This is a genomic window from Arthrobacter sp. H14 (assembly GCF_000520495.1).
In the GTDB taxonomy this organism is placed as follows: domain Bacteria; phylum Actinomycetota; class Actinomycetes; order Actinomycetales; family Micrococcaceae; genus Arthrobacter_C.
Window position 1 is genome coordinate 1 of sequence record NZ_KI914689.1, and the last position, 14,284, is coordinate 14,284.

Consider the following 14,284-nt stretch of genomic DNA (forward strand, 5'->3'; position numbering starts at 1 on the left):
CGCATTCAGCGTTCGGCCGCACACAAACAGGCATGACCAACAGCGATGGTGCGGTCGACCTCCAGCAGGCCGCAGTATGGCTTCCCGCCACGGGAACGAGCCCACTCAAGGAGAAGAAATGACCGTCTACGCCGTACGTCAGCCCAAAGGAACCCGCACCGGAGGCCAGTTCGCCGCGCAGGCCCACGCTGAGACAGGGCTTCGGCTTGCCCGGCCTCTCACACGCGAGCAGGCCCTAAATCTGACCACACTCAAGCCAGGCAAGGAACGCAATATCGGCGCCGACGTCCATGGCATTGCAGGGGTCGAAACGATCAACCTCAAAAACCTTGGCAGAGGCACCGGGCTCTCCTCGGACCGGAACGTCATCGAAATGCGGTTCGCCCTGACGGCGGAATCGAACATCGCCGAGCTTTATGAATCCGAGAATAGGGGCCGGGCGGAATCACAGGGAGCGGCAGTCCACGCCGCACTCGAGCGGGTGGGTATGGAAGCCCCGAAGGGGTGGAGCTCGATCCCCGGGATGCCCGAAGACCGCCTCGATCTCGACGACGACGGAAACCTGACCTTCGTCCAGTACGACAGCTTCGGCGACGGCGAGAAGATCGATCCCGAAGACCTGGCATCCTGGACGGAAGGCTATGACGCCTTCGCCTCGCCTTCAGAGCGGCACCGGCTCGAAGAGGCCATCACCGAAAGGTATAACGAGGACTGAAGCGGCTTACGCCTGTTGTTAGTGACCGCGTCAAAGCAGGCCCGGACGCACACAAACAGTCATGACCGTACAGACATCCCAAAGGCCTAGCTGCCGGCGGCCAGCTCGCACCTGTCGGAGACAGCCGCTCCCGCAGATCACTGGTCTGGAACGGTCCGTTCCGCGCTGGTCCCAACAATGGCATTAGACATGTCTAATTGCTGGTAGAGTGTTTTCCGGCCTTCCGGCTCAGGGAAGGCTCACTCTCACCTTTAGGAACGCATGGACTACGACTCAGTCAAGTCGCGGGCCACCGAAGCTGTATCCCACCTCAGCCTCACCGAGCCTGTGACCTTGATTTCGATCCAGAAACATCTAGAAACCCAACGTGGCAGAAGCATAGTCATCCGCCCCATGGACGGCATCCAGGACCCCAGCCTCTGCGGCTTGTGGTTCGGGCTCGACGACTTGGACCTGGTCTTTCACACCAACGCAGCCTCAGAGCTGCACCGCCAGCAAATTATTCTGCACGAGTTCTCCCATATGGTGCTGCGGCACGAACAGGAAGTGGTCCCGGAGGAATACGCCGCAACCCTGTTTCCTGACCTGAATCCCGGCCGCGTGGTCAAGGCTCTGAAACGCACCGACGTGCACGACGACATCGAGGCTACAGCGGAACTGCTCGCCGATATGCTCGCCAACCGGATCTTTGCCTCGGCCCGGCGTCAGCCCAAGAGATTCGGGGAGGTCTTCGGATGACCGCTATTGTCGTCATCGGCCTGTTCATCCTGGCAGCCATCCGCCTGCGGCCGCTGATCCGCAAAGGCTCGGACACCGTGTTCATGGCCGCCGTTGTCGAGGGCGTGGGCATGGGCATCAACATCGATGCGGTCTACACGTGGCTCGATCCGCTGCTGGGCGGACAAAACCTGACCAACCTCATCAGCCACATACTGGTCATTGGTGGACTATGGTTCCTGCGTTCGGCCATCCTCGACTCGGTCGCCCCCGAGGCAGGCTCCATCTACCGGATCACATCCATTCTGCCGCTTACCGCCACCCTGGTTGCCCACGCGGTGCTGTTCTTCCTGAGCGACCTGCCAGTGACAGCCGCCAGTTTCAACGAGACCTACGGGGACCAGACCACGGTCGCCATGTACACGTGCCTTTCCATGCTGTACATCGCCTGGGTCACCGCCGAAACAGGTTTGGCGTGCCTGCGCTATGTTCCGCAAATGCGGGCCTCATTCCGGGTGGGTTTCACCGTCCTGGGCGCCGGGTGCGCAGCCGCAATGACCGCGGCCCTGAGCCAGATCATCTTCGTGATGGGTAAACATTTCGACTTCTTGGCTCCACTCGGCGACGTCACGGCGACGCTGTATGAGACCTGCCAGTCGCTTTCCATCCTGCTGATCGGGATCGGGTTGATCATTCCGCCGGCCGCTGCAAGCGTGACCAAGCGCCGCACCGATGCGTGGCACCGGCAGGCTAATGAGAAGATGGCCGCAATCTGGGACCGTCTGCGCGAGGTCACCAAGGAGCGGCAGAGCCTGCCCGTCGATACGATCAGTGGCAGCGAGCTCACCTACCGCCTACTCGTGGAGATCCGGGATTCCCAGCTGATGGCAGGAGAGGCCTCGCCACTGACCGATGAGGAACTGGCTTATGTCGATGAAGTGGAAGGGAAGCTTGATGTCGTCCCTGCTCGCTGAACCGGCCATCCAGGCTGTCATCCCCGCCCGGATTACCAGCATCATCCTCGGCCCTGCCGTCTGCGCCGCGCTGATGCTGACCGGCGCGGCAGTTGCCGGAGGAGCCGGCACGCGCTCCACCCTGACGGCGGCCACAACCGTCCTCATCCTGCCCTACCTGACCGGATGGGCGTTCAAAGAGCGCCGGCTGCCTGCCACCTGGCCGCATCGGACCCGTAGCGCACTCCGGCATGGAGCCGCAGCAGCCGTGGGCACCGCCGGCCTCTTCGCCACCCATGCGGCAGGGGCTCCGGCAGAGCTGATGCAGACATCCATCACCCTGATCGCCGGCAGCGTGATACTCGGGCTTGGACGTGCCTGGACGAACGCATCCGCCCACGTGGGCATGGTGACGCTGCTGGCGCTCTGGCTGGCCTCCAGCCTCGCCCCCGTCTCCGTTTTCGCGCTCCTTTTGGTGCCGGTCATGGTGTGGTCACGGGTACTGCTCAGGGAGCACACCGGAACACAGGCCGTCTCCGGCATCGTCACCGGAATCGCCGTGTTCGTCCTATACCTAATCCTTCACTCCGCCTAGAAAAGAGGAACCCGCACATGCTTCAGGATGACAATGCAGGGCCGCCCCTGGACAGCCAGTCGCTGGCCAGGAGGCTGAACCTGCGGCTGGACACCGCAGTGACGGAGGATGGAAGCCAGCACCGGTATCCGGACGTCCGGGATGCTATGCAGGCGGCGGGAACACCCCTGTCCCGGGCACGGTGGCACTACATGCGCTCCGGTAATGGCCCCGTAGTGAAAGACGCCTCGCTGCTGTCGAACCTGGCCCGGTACTTTGACGTCGACGAGCAGTACCTGCTGCGCGAGGACGCCGAACTTCCCGATCGCATCGACGCCCAGCTTGACCTGCTCAAAAGCATGCGCGAAGCCAAGGTCAGAAACTTCGCCGCCCGGCAACTGTCCGACATTTCGCCCCAGGCGCTGCGCGAGATCCGGAATATGATTGACGAACACCTGGAGCACGACGCCAGCAGGTGACTGGCTGTCTTCCCTGATCGCGGCCCGCCGCACACAGTCAGGCATGACCACTTCGAGTACCTCACGACAGCCCAAAGGTTCAGCCGCCGGCGGGCAGTTTGCCCGGGCACTGCGTGCCGAACCAATGGTCCACCTCAACGGGACGACTGCCGGGCCCGTGCCGGTCAACGGCATGAACGTCCTGGGGTCCCCGGAGGCAGGATACGTCGACAAGATCGATGACGACGGCAACCTGACCGCCCAGGTCCGGCTCGAGGACCGCAAACCAAACGACTCACCGGACGGCACAGCCGCCATCATCAGCTACACGCCGCGCGGTACCGAGGAGAGCTTCTATACCAAGGGGGTCCTGCATGACGGCTCCGGAGGCACGCCCTCCAAGAGGTACACCGGGATCGACGGCAAAACGGTCATTACCCGCGGCTACCGCACCGCCCACCGTGGATCCATCGTTCCCCAGGATTCCCCGGACGGCCAACCGGCCTCCGTCGTCACGCACGCCGTCGCCGAGGACGACTGGCGGGAACCGACCGACGGGCGAGTGGCCACCACCTGGATGACGGCCGGACACCGCCAGGACCCGGCTCCGGGGTTTCCGGCGATGAGCACCGAAATGGCCGACGGTGGTCGCAAGTACCTGCATTTCCCGGACGGACGCGAAGACGATCTGGAGGACGGCACGCCGGCCGAACAGCATTTCGACAAGTACGGGAACCGGATCTTCCAGGGCCGCTACTACGGAGGATTCCCCTTTGACGGAGACGACGGGGAGCCGGCCTTCCGCAAATGGCGTCCGGACGGAACCCTGGAAAAGGAATGGCGTTATTGCAAGGGGCAACTGCTGGACAGTGCCGATGGCAAGCCGGCCATCACCGAATACGCCGAAGACGGCCGGACTGTCGTCAAAGAGGAGCATCGCGGAATAGATAACCGCTGGTTCGGGACGCGCTTCGAATTCGAGAGGCTGCAAGACCGCGGACCCCGGGCCAAAGAGTGGCCATACAAGGGCGTGCAGAAACGTCACGAACGGGGCGGAAGCTAGCGGGTGGGCTGCTCTTGGTTACCAGCCTCGTCGACGACATCAACGCTGATGCCAAGTAGGCTGGATATTTCAGCTGACTTCATGAGCCGCAGGTTATCCGTAAGGGGCATCAACTCTTCTTCAGACCAAGCCCCGCTTGGGGATGTATGTCGATGATTGTCGCGCATGGAGGCTTGTATGTCTTTCATAAGCAGGAGATGTAGGCTGGCAGTCACAAGTCTCTCCTGCCGCAGATTCTCTTCAAGAATGGCCGTAGTGTATGCGTTTTGCTGATTTAGAAGTTCAGCTTCACGGATCGATAGCTCGGGGGCGTAGCGGCTTGATATTTCCAGTCGGGTAGCTGACAAGGAAGGCCGTCTTTCGGTGATACGCCGCTGGATTCGCGCAGCAAGTCGACGAATGCTGCGGCCGCGGTAGCCGTCGCTGCGCTTATCTCCAGCAGGGAGATCAGAATTTCAAGTGGGCTGGCATAACTGACATGCACCACCTGTATTTGTCTGAATCTCAGTTGCGGGACCAAGTGATACAAGGGGATCACGGTTTCGTCATCCAGTGATTCGTGGCGGAGGGTGGCCCCGAGGACATCCTCTGTGACCGTGGAATCTGTGTCGGCCAGCAGCGTTGACGCAGCGTGCACTTCTACCCCTGGATGGTAGAGGGCTATGCCCAATGCCACCTGGTCGAAAATTGCGTCAATCATCGACTCCATGTCATCAGCGGTGGGTTTTGCCGCCGGGCTCATCCGGACACGGAGATATGACGGCTCGGTGATGGTCCTGCTCATAGTCATAGTGGTCATGGACCAAGCTTCCTCCATCACGTGTGCCTCGTCTTGGACATTCCCGTCGCCGAGGGTGGTGCGCCGCACACAAATGGGCATGAGCATCCAAACCATTGCACGTCAGCCCCGCGGAACCCGTGTCGGCGGCCAGTTCGCCGCCACCCAGCACTCCGAATCCCTCATCACCCTGAAGGCGGCACCTGCCCCCGAATGCACAGGCTACTGCGCCGAATGCGGCCAGGACGCACTCGACGGGATGCTCTGCGGCGTCTGCGCCGACTCCGCCTGCCCTGACTGCAACTGCCCCAAGAACCTGTACGACCGCTGGTGCGGGGACTGCACCGTTTCGGCCACCGCCGACGGCTGCAGCTACGGATACGGATACCCGGCCGAATGAGGCCCCACCACCGCGAGCTCAAAGGCATCCCCGCCGGCGGACGCTTCGCCGTGCAGGAACACCCCGAGCCGGCGCTGAACCTGGAGGCGGAAGCCGCTCCGGTTCCCGGCCCGCTGGACCGGCATAAGGACGTCCGTTCACTCGGTGAGGTCTACGAGGGCGACGACGATTACTGCGAAAACTACACCGAGCAGTTCAAGGGCTCAGCCGACTTCAACCGCCGGGTCCGCAAATTCATGGGAATCGAAACCAACGCCCGGCCAGCGGAAGCCATCGACAGGGTACTGGAGGCTCCGGAAGAATCACTGGACCGCTGGGTGCTGCTGCATGAGGAGGGCGACGACCAGGCCGGGGCCGTCAAGGTTATCCGGCGCGCCACCGAGGGCCGGGGATACCGCAACCAGGCACGCCTTGAATACACCCGCTGGAACGGCGACGGACGCGTGCATTCGATCCGCGAATCCGAGATCACCCACATCGGCGACGCCACCGACGCGATACCGTCCCTGGCCTGGACCGACAGGCTGAACGACCGGCACATCAAAGCGTGAACCTACAGGATTGCCTTCGAGGCATGGAAGGAGTCCCGCCGGCAATCCGACGGCAGCTGCGAACCCTACCTGCGCCAACGCTACGGCAAGGCTGTGGAGGACGAGGACGGACTGATGGAGTTCCCGTCATACACGGTCGATATGACACAGCAGTCTTTCGAGGAAGCCGCCGGATACATCCACGAAGTACCCTTGCGCAGCAACCTCCTGGACTACTGCTCCCGGCTCGAGGAACCAGTGGGCCCCGGGGACAGGGATGAAATCGCACGGCATTCTGGCCTGGCGCGTGCCGAATTCCTGGAGGAGCCGCGGAACGGACAATACTTCCACGATGAGGAAGCGTCCCGCCGGCAACTCGAATACATCATGAGAAACGCCCCCGCCCAAACTCTCAGAACAGCGGGCAACTGAGAACGGAGCGGCTCCATATTCTCATTTCGTGTTCATTATGAGAAAATAGAGCTGTCAGATTCTCATTTGGAAGGAACCGCCATGACCTCCACGAACCGGGTGCCCGGCGGCGTGCCGGAAGGCGGGCGGTTCAGCCATCGAACCCACACAGAGAGCGGACTGAGCCTGCCCTCAACCAAGTCCTGGCCGTCCATCACCTACGAGGAGCGGCCGTGGAACTCCGGGGAGGCGGACCGCTCATTGTCCCGGCGCAAGCGGCTGCTGTCACGCGGACCCTATAAGGCGGCCGTGACTCCGGCCATCGCGGACTGTGACCCTGTCACCGACAGCAGAACGCAGGCCTTGACCGAATCCGCCACACTCGACATGGTCCGGTTCGACCGCGATCTGGGCGACGATGCGGCGCCCTTTGCGGCGCTGCTGCTGCGCAGCGAATCCGCCTCCAGCTCCGAGATCGAGAACCTCACCTCCGGCGCACGCCGGATTGCACTGGCACAGCTGGGGGACACCTCGAGTAAAAACGCACGCATGATCGCCTCCAACGTGCTGGCCATGCGGGCGGCCATCGAGCTGTCCGAGGACATGAGCGTGGACAATATCGCCGCCATGCACGTGGCGCTGATGCGCGAATCGGAACCGCACATGGCGGGCCGGTTCCGGACTGAACAGGTGTGGATCCGGGGGATCGCCAACTCTCCGCACGGCGCCGAATTCGTGCCGCCCCACCACGAACACGTGCCTGCTGCCCTGGATGACCTGGCCAGGTTCATGCGCCGGGACGACATACCCGCCCTAACGCAGGCGGCCATCGCCCACGCCCAGTTCGAAACAATCCACCCCTTCACGGACGGCAACGGACGCACTGGCCGGGCCATCGTCGGGGCACTGCTGCGCAACAAGGGCGTGACGGAGAAAGTCACCATCCCCATCTCATCCGGGCTGCTGACCGACACCCGCAGCTACTTTGACGCGCTGGGCCGCTACCGGGAGGGCGTCATCGAGCCGATCGTCCGGCGGTTCGCCGAATCCTCATTCGACGCCATCGACAACGGACGGCAGCTGGCCGAAGACATCCGCGCCGCCGAATCGTCCTATTACGCCCGCTTTGCCACCAACCCGCCACAATCGGTCCGGCACGCCGTATCGCTGCTGGTGCGGGAACCGGCAGTCACGGCCGACATGGTTGCCGCGGAGACAGGGGTGTCGACGGCCACTGCCTACCGCACCGTCGAACGCCTGGTGGAACTGGAGATCCTGAAACCGGCCGGCAGCGTCAAAGGCAGCAAGGTCTGGGTGGCCCCGGACATCGTGGAGGCACTGGACGCTTTCGCCATCAGAGCCGGAAGGCGCGACCCGAACCGCTGAAGAAGCTTTTCCCGGATGCCGCACACATAGCAATTGCGGGGTAAAAGCCGGACGAGAGAAGCAACTGTTCAAAACAATGTTCTCTCACTTACGCTCGTACCAAGAGCTCGACCGAAACGGACAGGAAGGACGGATCATGCGCACAGCATCCACGCACAGCGCCCAGGCCACAAGCCTGCAATCCGTCCTGCCCGCCACCGCCACCGCGACGCCCACCACCAAAGCGGCCTTTCATCAGCCCGCCAATAAGTGGTTTGGCTATAGCAGGCACCGAAGCAGCGTCTAAACGTTGACTCCAAGGGAGTCGTTCAGAGGCCGTCTCGGGTAAGTCCAGCCCCGAGGCGGTCTCTCTTTTTGTCCTCAAACGAGGAGACGCCCACCGCCCGGACATCCGGGCTAAAGGGAGGTAGCTCAGTTGGCCAGAGCGGCGGTGGCGACGATGACTTCCCCATCCGCACACATAAGGAAGGAGACGTCCATGTAACGAGCGGGGGAAAGGTGACGCGCAGAAGGCCGCTAGGTGCCCGGTTTTGGGAAAAAGTAGATGCTACCGGTGATTGTTGGGATTGGACAGGGGCCAAGAATAAAGATGGTTACGGAGTCATCGGTGAAGGCGGGAGGGAAGGGCGCTCACTGATGGCCCACCGGGTCGTCTTTCAGTTGTTGGGTATCCGAATTCCGGACGGTATGGAGGCAGACCACCTCTGCTACAGGAGGCACTGCGTGAATCCTGATCACATCGAGATCGTCACTCCACTCGAAAATAAGCAACGTCAGCGCCGCTTCTTGAAGTCGCGGTGTCTGCGCGGCCATCCAATGTCGGGAGGCAATCTCATCATTGAAAAGTCGGGGCGAAGGAACTGTCGAAATTGCAAGAACAGATCTAGCAACGAGTCAGCCAAACGAGCTAGAGAGAGGGTCGCAGCATAAAGAAGTGTACTCAGGGGAGGTAGCACAACTGGAGAGTGCACCGGACTCCAAATCCGGAGGCCGCAGGTTCGAATCCTGTCCTCCCTGCGCAAAACAACCCGCACCCGATGCGGATGATCATTGAGAACTCAATAGTGACGCACTAAACGCACCCACCGGGCTGCCGGACGCCAAACTGGCAGCAGCTTTGACGGCGGCGTGCATCTGGGTCGGAGGGGAGAGGTCATCCCAAGGCGACTGTAAATCGTCCGCTTCGGCAATGTCAGTTCGAGTCTGGCCCGGCCCACGCATTACTGGATTTACCAGGCCGAGGGAGCAAATCCTGAAGGCCGTACACATCGAGGAATGAAACTCATAGACACCACAACACCGAGGCATCTGGAAGGAGCCGTCATGATCAACGTGTACTGCGACGTCGACGGCATCTTCAATGCCTACAACTCCAAATCGCCTGCAGCCGCGACGGGATGGACGGGGGAGTGGCTGCCCATGACGATCCCGGGCGCTTATCCCGGACAGTGGTCGCGCGAACTGGTCGCCGCAATCAACGAGCTGGCCGCCATGTCCGGAGTTATCTGGAAATGGTTGACCAGCTGGGAGCATGAAGCACCGCTGCAACTTGCACCAGCGATCGGCCTCGATGCAGGGCAGTGGCAAGTAATCACCGGGGTTGAGTATGACGCCTTCTGGGACTGGTGGAAGCTCGACCGGATCAAAAAAGACGTCGAAGCCACCTCACCGGACCGGTTCATCTGGATCGACGACGACATCGACTTCGACCCGTCGGCGTTGAAATGGCTGCGAGGCATGGGGAACCGCGCGCTGCGGATCTGCCCGAAAACCATCCACGGACTCACCACAGCACACTTGGACGAGATTTCCACGTTTGTCGGAGGTCGGTCCCACGCCTCCATAGCTGAGACGGCATTAGCACCTGGCTTTTAACCAGGGGACGCAGGTTCGAGCCCTGCTGGGGGCACATGACGGCCGGAAAGACGGCACACGCCCTTGTAGCTCAGAGGCTCGACTCTTCCGACGGGTTCAAGCAGTTAGGGGGATTCCCTCGATTATTTCTGCTTCTACTCTCGTGAGCTGAGACTTAGGGCGGCAGTACGTCGCCGTTTGAGAATGACAATTAGGACACAGGAATCGCAGGTTGGACAACCGGTTGTCGGAAGTATCTCCACTTATGTGATCCAGGTGGAAGGACAAAGGTTTGCCATTCCATTCCGCGGGTATCCGACATCCGAAGCAGTTTTCATGCGGAATCAGATTGTCACGGATTATTTTCTTCTTCATGTCCGAGGTGTTCCTTTTTACACCTGCCACGAAGAACTCTTCGTTCGGCATCCCAAGGTAGCCCTTGCCAGCATATGAAGGAGGGACCTTGAATCCGTGCTTAGCGCATACTGAACGGAGGTTTTGGTAATTCTTCAGTGATGGAGTTAGCAGGAGCATAAAAAGTGCTCCCGCCTGGGATCTTGCAGTCACCGCTGCTACACGAACCTCATCCAGAGGGATTTCGCTAAATGGCCGATTATTCTCGACGGAGGATGGCACAAACACGCGGTTTGACCGGTGCGGGGGTTGCTGTATTCCAAAGCGAATACAGGCTTCGGCCAGGTACTGGTAGTTCTTACCAGTGGCCGCTACACCGAGACGGATGCAAGCTTGGTTGAATGATCTAACGCCTTTCACGGCTTCCCGAACATTACTCTCAACCGCAAACTTGCTTATCCGTTGGGGCTTGGCCTCGTTTTTGCGCTGCTTTTTTGCTCGGCCAGGGACGGGAAGACTGTATCTAACACACGCTTCCTGAAGCCGCCTATAGTTATCAATAACGGGGCTTTGCCCTAATCTCTCCAGAGATACTTTTTGGCTTGGCGAATTTCGAATAGCATTTCGCACTGCCTCGGCATCAAAGAATAAACTGGTTCTCATCAGTTATTAGTTTATCTGACAATAGATAAAATGCACTGGCAGTCCGGACCTTTGTGAAGCATTCGCAGGAAGCCCCCATAGCAGGGAGGAGAAAAGTAGCCTCCCCGGGTGCGACCTTCGCTCTCCGCACGCCCGATGAAATCACGAAACTAAAACGCACGGAGTGACGTTGACGTCAACCTCTGAGGACTATGTGTACGGCCGCTAAAGTATCGCTCACCGCTGAGGCATCAGGCAGTTTTCTTGGCGAGGTCCTTGACCCACTGAGGCGTTTCCCGGCCCAGCCTGCGGTCGAGGATGACACGCAGCTTGGCCGCCTCTATTTCGACCCGAAGCTCTGAACGGCGGGTCTGTTCGGTGGATAGCTGAGCGTGGCGGGCGTGCTTCCGGTTACGTGGTTTCGCCGGTGGCATCGTTGTGCTCATCGTTATCCTCCTTTTCGCCGTTCGTGCTCTCATTATCCTCTTCGCCCGGGGAGACCTCAACCTTGCGCTGATAACGATCCAACGGGTCAATCCAGGCGGCGTTGAAGATGTCGAGTTCTTCCTTGCTGGCCATCTTACTGTCGGCAAGCACCTGCAGGACCTTGATTCCCATCTCCTGCCGGTCGTCTTCATCCGACAGCGAGGCGTCCAGCGACCATTGCGCCCGCGACCACCACTCGGACCTGCGGTCGGCGACAGACCTTTGCCGGAGGGCACGCCAGGCGATGAGGCCCGCAATGATGGCCGCCAGCAGTGTTGCCAGCGGTTGGAACTGGCCGACTATTTCCCACCACTCGGGGTCAGATGGGGGAGGCGTATGCAGTGGAAACATGGTCACCAGTCTAAGGATCTGCGGAATGAAATCAGGCCGCGGCTCGGGCGGCTTTGATGCGCTCAACGACGTCGTCGAGGTTGTACGCGAGCTGCATCGCTTCCACCCGGGTGATGGACATCTTCTCGGAGATGGCCTTCCAGGTCTGCTTCGCCGCCCGGTCCTGACGGACGGATTTTGCCAGTGCCCGGGCGACCGTGACAGAGACCGGGTAGCCGGGCGAATGCTCTGTGGTGAAGCTCGTGTTTCCCATATCGGTCATGTGTACGGAGGGACCGGATTCGGTCATCGTTCCTGCTGGCCCACATCACCCGTGGTGGTGTCCGGCGCATAGAAGTCACCGTGGCGCAGCACCGCGCCAAGGATCGAATCAAAAGGACGCCCCCATGATCGAGGCCACCGGCCTGACAAAACGCTACGGATCCAAGACGGCCGTCGACGGAATCAGTTTTACCGTCCGTCCCGGTCAAGTCACGGGGTTTCTTGGCCCCAATGGGGCGGGAAAGTCGACCACGATGCGCATGATCGTCGGCCTGGACCGGCCCACCGCGGGAACGGTGCACGTCAACGGGAAACCATACCGGCAACATGCCGCCCCGCTGACCGAGGTCGGCGCGCTGCTGGATGCCAAGGCAGTGCACAAGGGCCGGAGCGCACACAGTCATCTGCGGGCCCTGGCGGCGACCCACGGCATCCCGGCCAGTCGGGTGAAAGAGGTCCTGGCGTTGACCGGCCTCGACTCCGTTGCCCGCAAACGGGTGGGCGGATTCTCCCTCGGCATGGGCCAGCGACTCGGCATTGCCGCCGCACTGCTGGGTGATCCTGCCACCGTCATCTTCGACGAACCCGTCAACGGACTCGACCCCGAAGGCGTCCAATGGGTCCGGCACCTGGCGCGCAGCCTCGCCGCCGAAGGACGTGCCGTGTTCCTGTCCTCGCACCTGATGAGCGAAATGGCCCAGACCGCCGACCATCTCATCGTCATCGGGCGCGGCCGGATCATCGCCGACGCGCCCATCAGCGAGCTGCTCGACGACGCCGGTTCCGCCCGGACACGGGTCCGCGCCGACCAGCCGGAGCAGCTCATTCGCGACCTGGAGTTGGGAGGTGCCGCCATTCGCACCATTGAACCGCAGTTGCTGGAGGTGACCGGGCCGGATGCACGGCAGATCGCCGTGACGGCCCGGGAGGGCGGCGTCCTGCTTTACGAATTGGCACCGGTCCGCCTCTCGCTCGAAGAGGCGTACATGGATCTGACCAGCAACGACACCGAATACCACTCCGGCGGCCTCGTAGCCGCGGAAGGACATTGATCATGGGCGCACACGCAGCCACCCAGACCCATCCGGCACAGGCGCCGACACAGCGGAAAGCCCGGTCACCGCGGCTCAACTTTGTCCGCATCGTCCACTCCGAGTGGATCAAACTCATCTCCCTGCGCTCCACGCTCGTGCTGCTTCCCGTCACCTTCGCGGGCATGGTCGGCATCGGCCTGCTCAACGCCTGGGCGATCGGCTACATGGCCGCCGAATCGAACATGGGCCTGGGTCAGACGCAGCCTATGGCCCTTGACGTACCAGCGTCCGGCATCATGATCGGTCAGCTGCTCTTCGCATCCCTGGCGGTCGTGCACATCGGCAGCGAATACGGCACCGGCATGATCTCCACAACCATGACCGCGGCACCCCGGCGAAGCCATGTCCTGCTCGCCAAAGTCCTCGTCATGTCCGTGGTGGCATTCGTCGTCGGTTCGACCGCGGCGCTGGCCTCCGCTGTTCTGTCGCAACCACTCCTGGCCGGGTTCGACGCAGACTTCCCGCTGAGCACCGACGGCATCGTGGCGAGCATTTTGAACACCGGCACGTTCCTCGCCCTGATCTCCATCCTGGCCCTCGGTGTCGGAGCGCTGGTCCGCAACAGTGCCGGCGGCATCGTCACCACCCTCGGCATGCTCATGGTCCTTCCGATCACGGCGGCCATCTTCAGCGGCACCGAAATCGTCCAGACCATGAGCGAATTCCTGCCATCGAATGCCGGCACCCAGCTGGTCTCCGTCGAGACCGCCAAGGAGTCACTCACGCAGCTGCAGGGTGGGCTCGTTCTGGCCGCCTGGGCGGGAGCAGCACTGATTCCCGCACTTGCGCTTCTGGAACGGCGCGACGTCTAAACATGTCTCCCACCGTCCTTGGAGAATCGCTTCCCAGGACCCTTGGTTCTCCCGTGTAAAGTGCGACTCGTGAAGCCAAAGGGATACCGGTCCATGACCCCGCGCCAGGCCACCGCCGCCTTGGAGGAGTACCTCGCCGAACGCCCATTGGCACTGCAGCGGCTGCGGGATGAGATGACTGCGGACGGACTGGATCCGGACACCTTGCTTGATGGCACACCGGAATCATTGACGCCGCTGTGGCGGTGGGTCGAAACCCGGATCACGCCCCTGAAGGACCACGAGTTTCCCACCGACCCGGATGCACCGGCGCCGCGGCACTGGCCGTCATGGGCCAGGCACGCCTGGGATCTGCGCCGCAGGACCCCGGACGAAGTCGTCTTCCTGCTGGACGGGGTGGTCTCCTACCTGGGTGAGGTCGTCACGACGCAAGCCCCGAACGCGG

The 14,284-nt window shown here is 61.6% G+C and carries 19 protein-coding genes, 3 tRNA genes and 1 pseudogene; 19 read left to right on the top strand and 4 right to left on the bottom strand.

Annotated elements, in window-relative coordinates; genetic code table 11:
- The first annotated feature begins 118 nt into the window (after positions 1-118).
- The 6 genes from Y707_RS0119160 (at position 119) to Y707_RS0119185 (ending at position 4,480) form a co-directional block, all read left to right on the top strand.
- Entirely contained in the window at positions 119-715 is a 597-nt protein-coding gene (locus tag Y707_RS0119160; RefSeq protein ID WP_026536272.1) for a PWWP domain-containing protein, read from the top strand.
- Between the two features lie 261 nt (positions 716-976).
- A complete protein-coding gene (locus Y707_RS0119165; protein WP_026536273.1) occupies positions 977-1,453 on the top strand; it encodes a hypothetical protein in 477 nt (158 codons plus the stop codon).
- Positions 1,450-2,406, top strand: coding sequence for a hypothetical protein (locus Y707_RS0119170; RefSeq protein WP_026536274.1), 957 nt, complete (start codon positions 1,450-1,452; stop codon positions 2,404-2,406). Before Y707_RS0119165 ends, Y707_RS0119170 begins: the two co-directional genes overlap by 4 nt.
- Complete coding sequence (locus Y707_RS0119175) at positions 2,387-2,980, top strand: hypothetical protein (protein WP_026536275.1); 594 nt, start codon at positions 2,387-2,389, stop codon at positions 2,978-2,980. Before Y707_RS0119170 ends, Y707_RS0119175 begins: the two co-directional genes overlap by 20 nt.
- A gap of 17 nt (positions 2,981-2,997) precedes the next feature.
- Positions 2,998-3,438, top strand: a complete 441-nt coding sequence (locus Y707_RS0119180) for a hypothetical protein (protein ID WP_026536276.1) — start codon at positions 2,998-3,000, stop codon at positions 3,436-3,438.
- A 43-nt stretch (positions 3,439-3,481) separates the two neighbouring features.
- Entirely contained in the window at positions 3,482-4,480 is a 999-nt protein-coding gene (locus Y707_RS0119185; protein WP_155853149.1) for a hypothetical protein, read from the top strand.
- Positions 4,481-4,754: 274 nt separating this feature from the next.
- On the opposite strand, the gene Y707_RS0119195 is transcribed toward Y707_RS0119185, so the two are convergent.
- Positions 4,755-5,264 (bottom strand): hypothetical protein, encoded by a 510-nt coding sequence (locus Y707_RS0119195; protein WP_155853151.1) that lies wholly within the window; start codon positions 5,262-5,264, stop codon positions 4,755-4,757.
- 94 nt (positions 5,265-5,358) lie between these two features.
- Between Y707_RS0119195 and Y707_RS0119200 the strand changes: the two genes are divergently transcribed.
- The 10 genes from Y707_RS0119200 (at position 5,359) to Y707_RS0119240 (ending at position 9,894) form a co-directional block, all read left to right on the top strand.
- Positions 5,359-5,658, top strand: a complete 300-nt coding sequence (locus tag Y707_RS0119200; RefSeq protein WP_155853153.1) for a hypothetical protein — start codon at positions 5,359-5,361, stop codon at positions 5,656-5,658.
- Complete coding sequence (locus tag Y707_RS0119205; protein WP_026536281.1) at positions 5,655-6,209, top strand: hypothetical protein; 555 nt, start codon at positions 5,655-5,657, stop codon at positions 6,207-6,209. Before Y707_RS0119200 ends, Y707_RS0119205 begins: the two co-directional genes overlap by 4 nt.
- Positions 6,210-6,323: 114 nt before the next feature.
- Positions 6,324-6,620: a hypothetical protein gene (locus Y707_RS0119210; protein ID WP_155853155.1), complete on the top strand. Its 297-nt coding sequence runs from the start codon at positions 6,324-6,326 to the stop codon at positions 6,618-6,620.
- Between the two features lie 81 nt (positions 6,621-6,701).
- Positions 6,702-7,985, top strand: coding sequence for a Fic family protein (locus Y707_RS0119215; protein WP_081745014.1), 1,284 nt, complete (start codon positions 6,702-6,704; stop codon positions 7,983-7,985).
- A gap of 136 nt (positions 7,986-8,121) precedes the next feature.
- Entirely contained in the window at positions 8,122-8,271 is a 150-nt protein-coding gene (locus Y707_RS30940) for a hypothetical protein (RefSeq protein WP_155853157.1), read from the top strand.
- A 350-nt stretch (positions 8,272-8,621) separates the two neighbouring features.
- Entirely contained in the window at positions 8,622-8,915 is a 294-nt protein-coding gene (locus tag Y707_RS33575) for an HNH endonuclease (RefSeq protein ID WP_081745015.1), read from the top strand.
- A gap of 13 nt (positions 8,916-8,928) precedes the next feature.
- Positions 8,929-9,002, top strand: a tRNA-Trp gene (locus tag Y707_RS0119230).
- A gap of 119 nt (positions 9,003-9,121) precedes the next feature.
- Positions 9,122-9,201, top strand: a tRNA-Tyr gene (locus Y707_RS30950).
- A gap of 107 nt (positions 9,202-9,308) precedes the next feature.
- Positions 9,309-9,860, top strand: a complete 552-nt coding sequence (locus Y707_RS30165) for an HAD domain-containing protein (RefSeq protein ID WP_081745016.1) — start codon at positions 9,309-9,311, stop codon at positions 9,858-9,860.
- A tRNA-Lys gene (locus Y707_RS0119240) sits at positions 9,822-9,894 on the top strand. Before Y707_RS30165 ends, Y707_RS0119240 begins: the two co-directional genes overlap by 39 nt.
- 1,192 nt (positions 9,895-11,086) lie before the next feature.
- Here Y707_RS0119240 and Y707_RS0119245 read toward each other — a convergent pair.
- The 3 genes from Y707_RS0119245 to Y707_RS0119255 are packed head-to-tail and all read right to left on the bottom strand — an operon-like array spanning position 11,087 to position 11,961.
- Positions 11,087-11,281 carry a hypothetical protein gene (locus Y707_RS0119245; protein WP_026536285.1) on the bottom strand — a complete coding sequence of 65 codons (195 nt, stop codon included), beginning with the start codon at positions 11,279-11,281 and terminating at the stop codon, positions 11,087-11,089.
- Positions 11,247-11,672 carry a hypothetical protein gene (locus Y707_RS29210; RefSeq protein WP_051442213.1) on the bottom strand — a complete coding sequence of 142 codons (426 nt, stop codon included), beginning with the start codon at positions 11,670-11,672 and terminating at the stop codon, positions 11,247-11,249. The genes Y707_RS0119245 and Y707_RS29210 overlap by 35 nt, the downstream gene beginning before the upstream one ends.
- Positions 11,673-11,703: 31 nt before the next feature.
- Positions 11,704-11,961 (bottom strand): hypothetical protein, encoded by a 258-nt coding sequence (locus Y707_RS0119255; protein ID WP_026536286.1) that lies wholly within the window; start codon positions 11,959-11,961, stop codon positions 11,704-11,706.
- Positions 11,962-12,058: 97 nt separating this feature from the next.
- Between Y707_RS0119255 and Y707_RS0119260 the strand changes: the two genes are divergently transcribed.
- From Y707_RS0119260 to Y707_RS31750, 3 genes and pseudogenes are all read left to right on the top strand, one after another.
- Positions 12,059-12,985, top strand: coding sequence for an ABC transporter ATP-binding protein (locus Y707_RS0119260; protein WP_026536287.1), 927 nt, complete (start codon positions 12,059-12,061; stop codon positions 12,983-12,985).
- A gap of 2 nt (positions 12,986-12,987) precedes the next feature.
- Positions 12,988-13,839: an ABC-2 transporter permease family protein gene (locus Y707_RS0119265; RefSeq protein ID WP_026536288.1), complete on the top strand. Its 852-nt coding sequence runs from the start codon at positions 12,988-12,990 to the stop codon at positions 13,837-13,839.
- A 93-nt stretch (positions 13,840-13,932) separates the two neighbouring features.
- Positions 13,933-14,284: pseudogene (locus Y707_RS31750) on the top strand (hypothetical protein); the annotation flags it as partial.

Coding starts and splice junctions, on each gene's coding strand:
- Y707_RS0119160 (WP_026536272.1), top strand. CDS start 119: ATGACCGTCTACGCCGTACGTCAGCCCAAAGGAACCCGCACCGGAGGC.
- Y707_RS0119165 (WP_026536273.1), top strand. CDS start 977: ATGGACTACGACTCAGTCAAGTCGCGGGCCACCGAAGCTGTATCCCAC.
- Y707_RS0119170 (WP_026536274.1), top strand. CDS start 1,450: ATGACCGCTATTGTCGTCATCGGCCTGTTCATCCTGGCAGCCATCCGC.
- Y707_RS0119175 (WP_026536275.1), top strand. CDS start 2,387: ATGTCGTCCCTGCTCGCTGAACCGGCCATCCAGGCTGTCATCCCCGCC.
- Y707_RS0119180 (WP_026536276.1), top strand. CDS start 2,998: ATGCTTCAGGATGACAATGCAGGGCCGCCCCTGGACAGCCAGTCGCTG.
- Y707_RS0119185 (WP_155853149.1), top strand. CDS start 3,482: ATGACCACTTCGAGTACCTCACGACAGCCCAAAGGTTCAGCCGCCGGC.
- Y707_RS0119195 (WP_155853151.1), bottom strand. CDS start 5,264: ATGAGCAGGACCATCACCGAGCCGTCATATCTCCGTGTCCGGATGAGC.
- Y707_RS0119200 (WP_155853153.1), top strand. CDS start 5,359: ATGAGCATCCAAACCATTGCACGTCAGCCCCGCGGAACCCGTGTCGGC.
- Y707_RS0119205 (WP_026536281.1), top strand. CDS start 5,655: ATGAGGCCCCACCACCGCGAGCTCAAAGGCATCCCCGCCGGCGGACGC.
- Y707_RS0119210 (WP_155853155.1), top strand. CDS start 6,324: ATGGAGTTCCCGTCATACACGGTCGATATGACACAGCAGTCTTTCGAG.
- Y707_RS0119215 (WP_081745014.1), top strand. CDS start 6,702: ATGACCTCCACGAACCGGGTGCCCGGCGGCGTGCCGGAAGGCGGGCGG.
- Y707_RS30940 (WP_155853157.1), top strand. CDS start 8,122: ATGCGCACAGCATCCACGCACAGCGCCCAGGCCACAAGCCTGCAATCC.
- Y707_RS33575 (WP_081745015.1), top strand. CDS start 8,622: ATGGCCCACCGGGTCGTCTTTCAGTTGTTGGGTATCCGAATTCCGGAC.
- Y707_RS30165 (WP_081745016.1), top strand. CDS start 9,309: ATGATCAACGTGTACTGCGACGTCGACGGCATCTTCAATGCCTACAAC.
- Y707_RS0119245 (WP_026536285.1), bottom strand. CDS start 11,281: ATGAGCACAACGATGCCACCGGCGAAACCACGTAACCGGAAGCACGCC.
- Y707_RS29210 (WP_051442213.1), bottom strand. CDS start 11,672: ATGTTTCCACTGCATACGCCTCCCCCATCTGACCCCGAGTGGTGGGAA.
- Y707_RS0119255 (WP_026536286.1), bottom strand. CDS start 11,961: ATGACCGAATCCGGTCCCTCCGTACACATGACCGATATGGGAAACACG.
- Y707_RS0119260 (WP_026536287.1), top strand. CDS start 12,059: ATGATCGAGGCCACCGGCCTGACAAAACGCTACGGATCCAAGACGGCC.
- Y707_RS0119265 (WP_026536288.1), top strand. CDS start 12,988: ATGGGCGCACACGCAGCCACCCAGACCCATCCGGCACAGGCGCCGACA.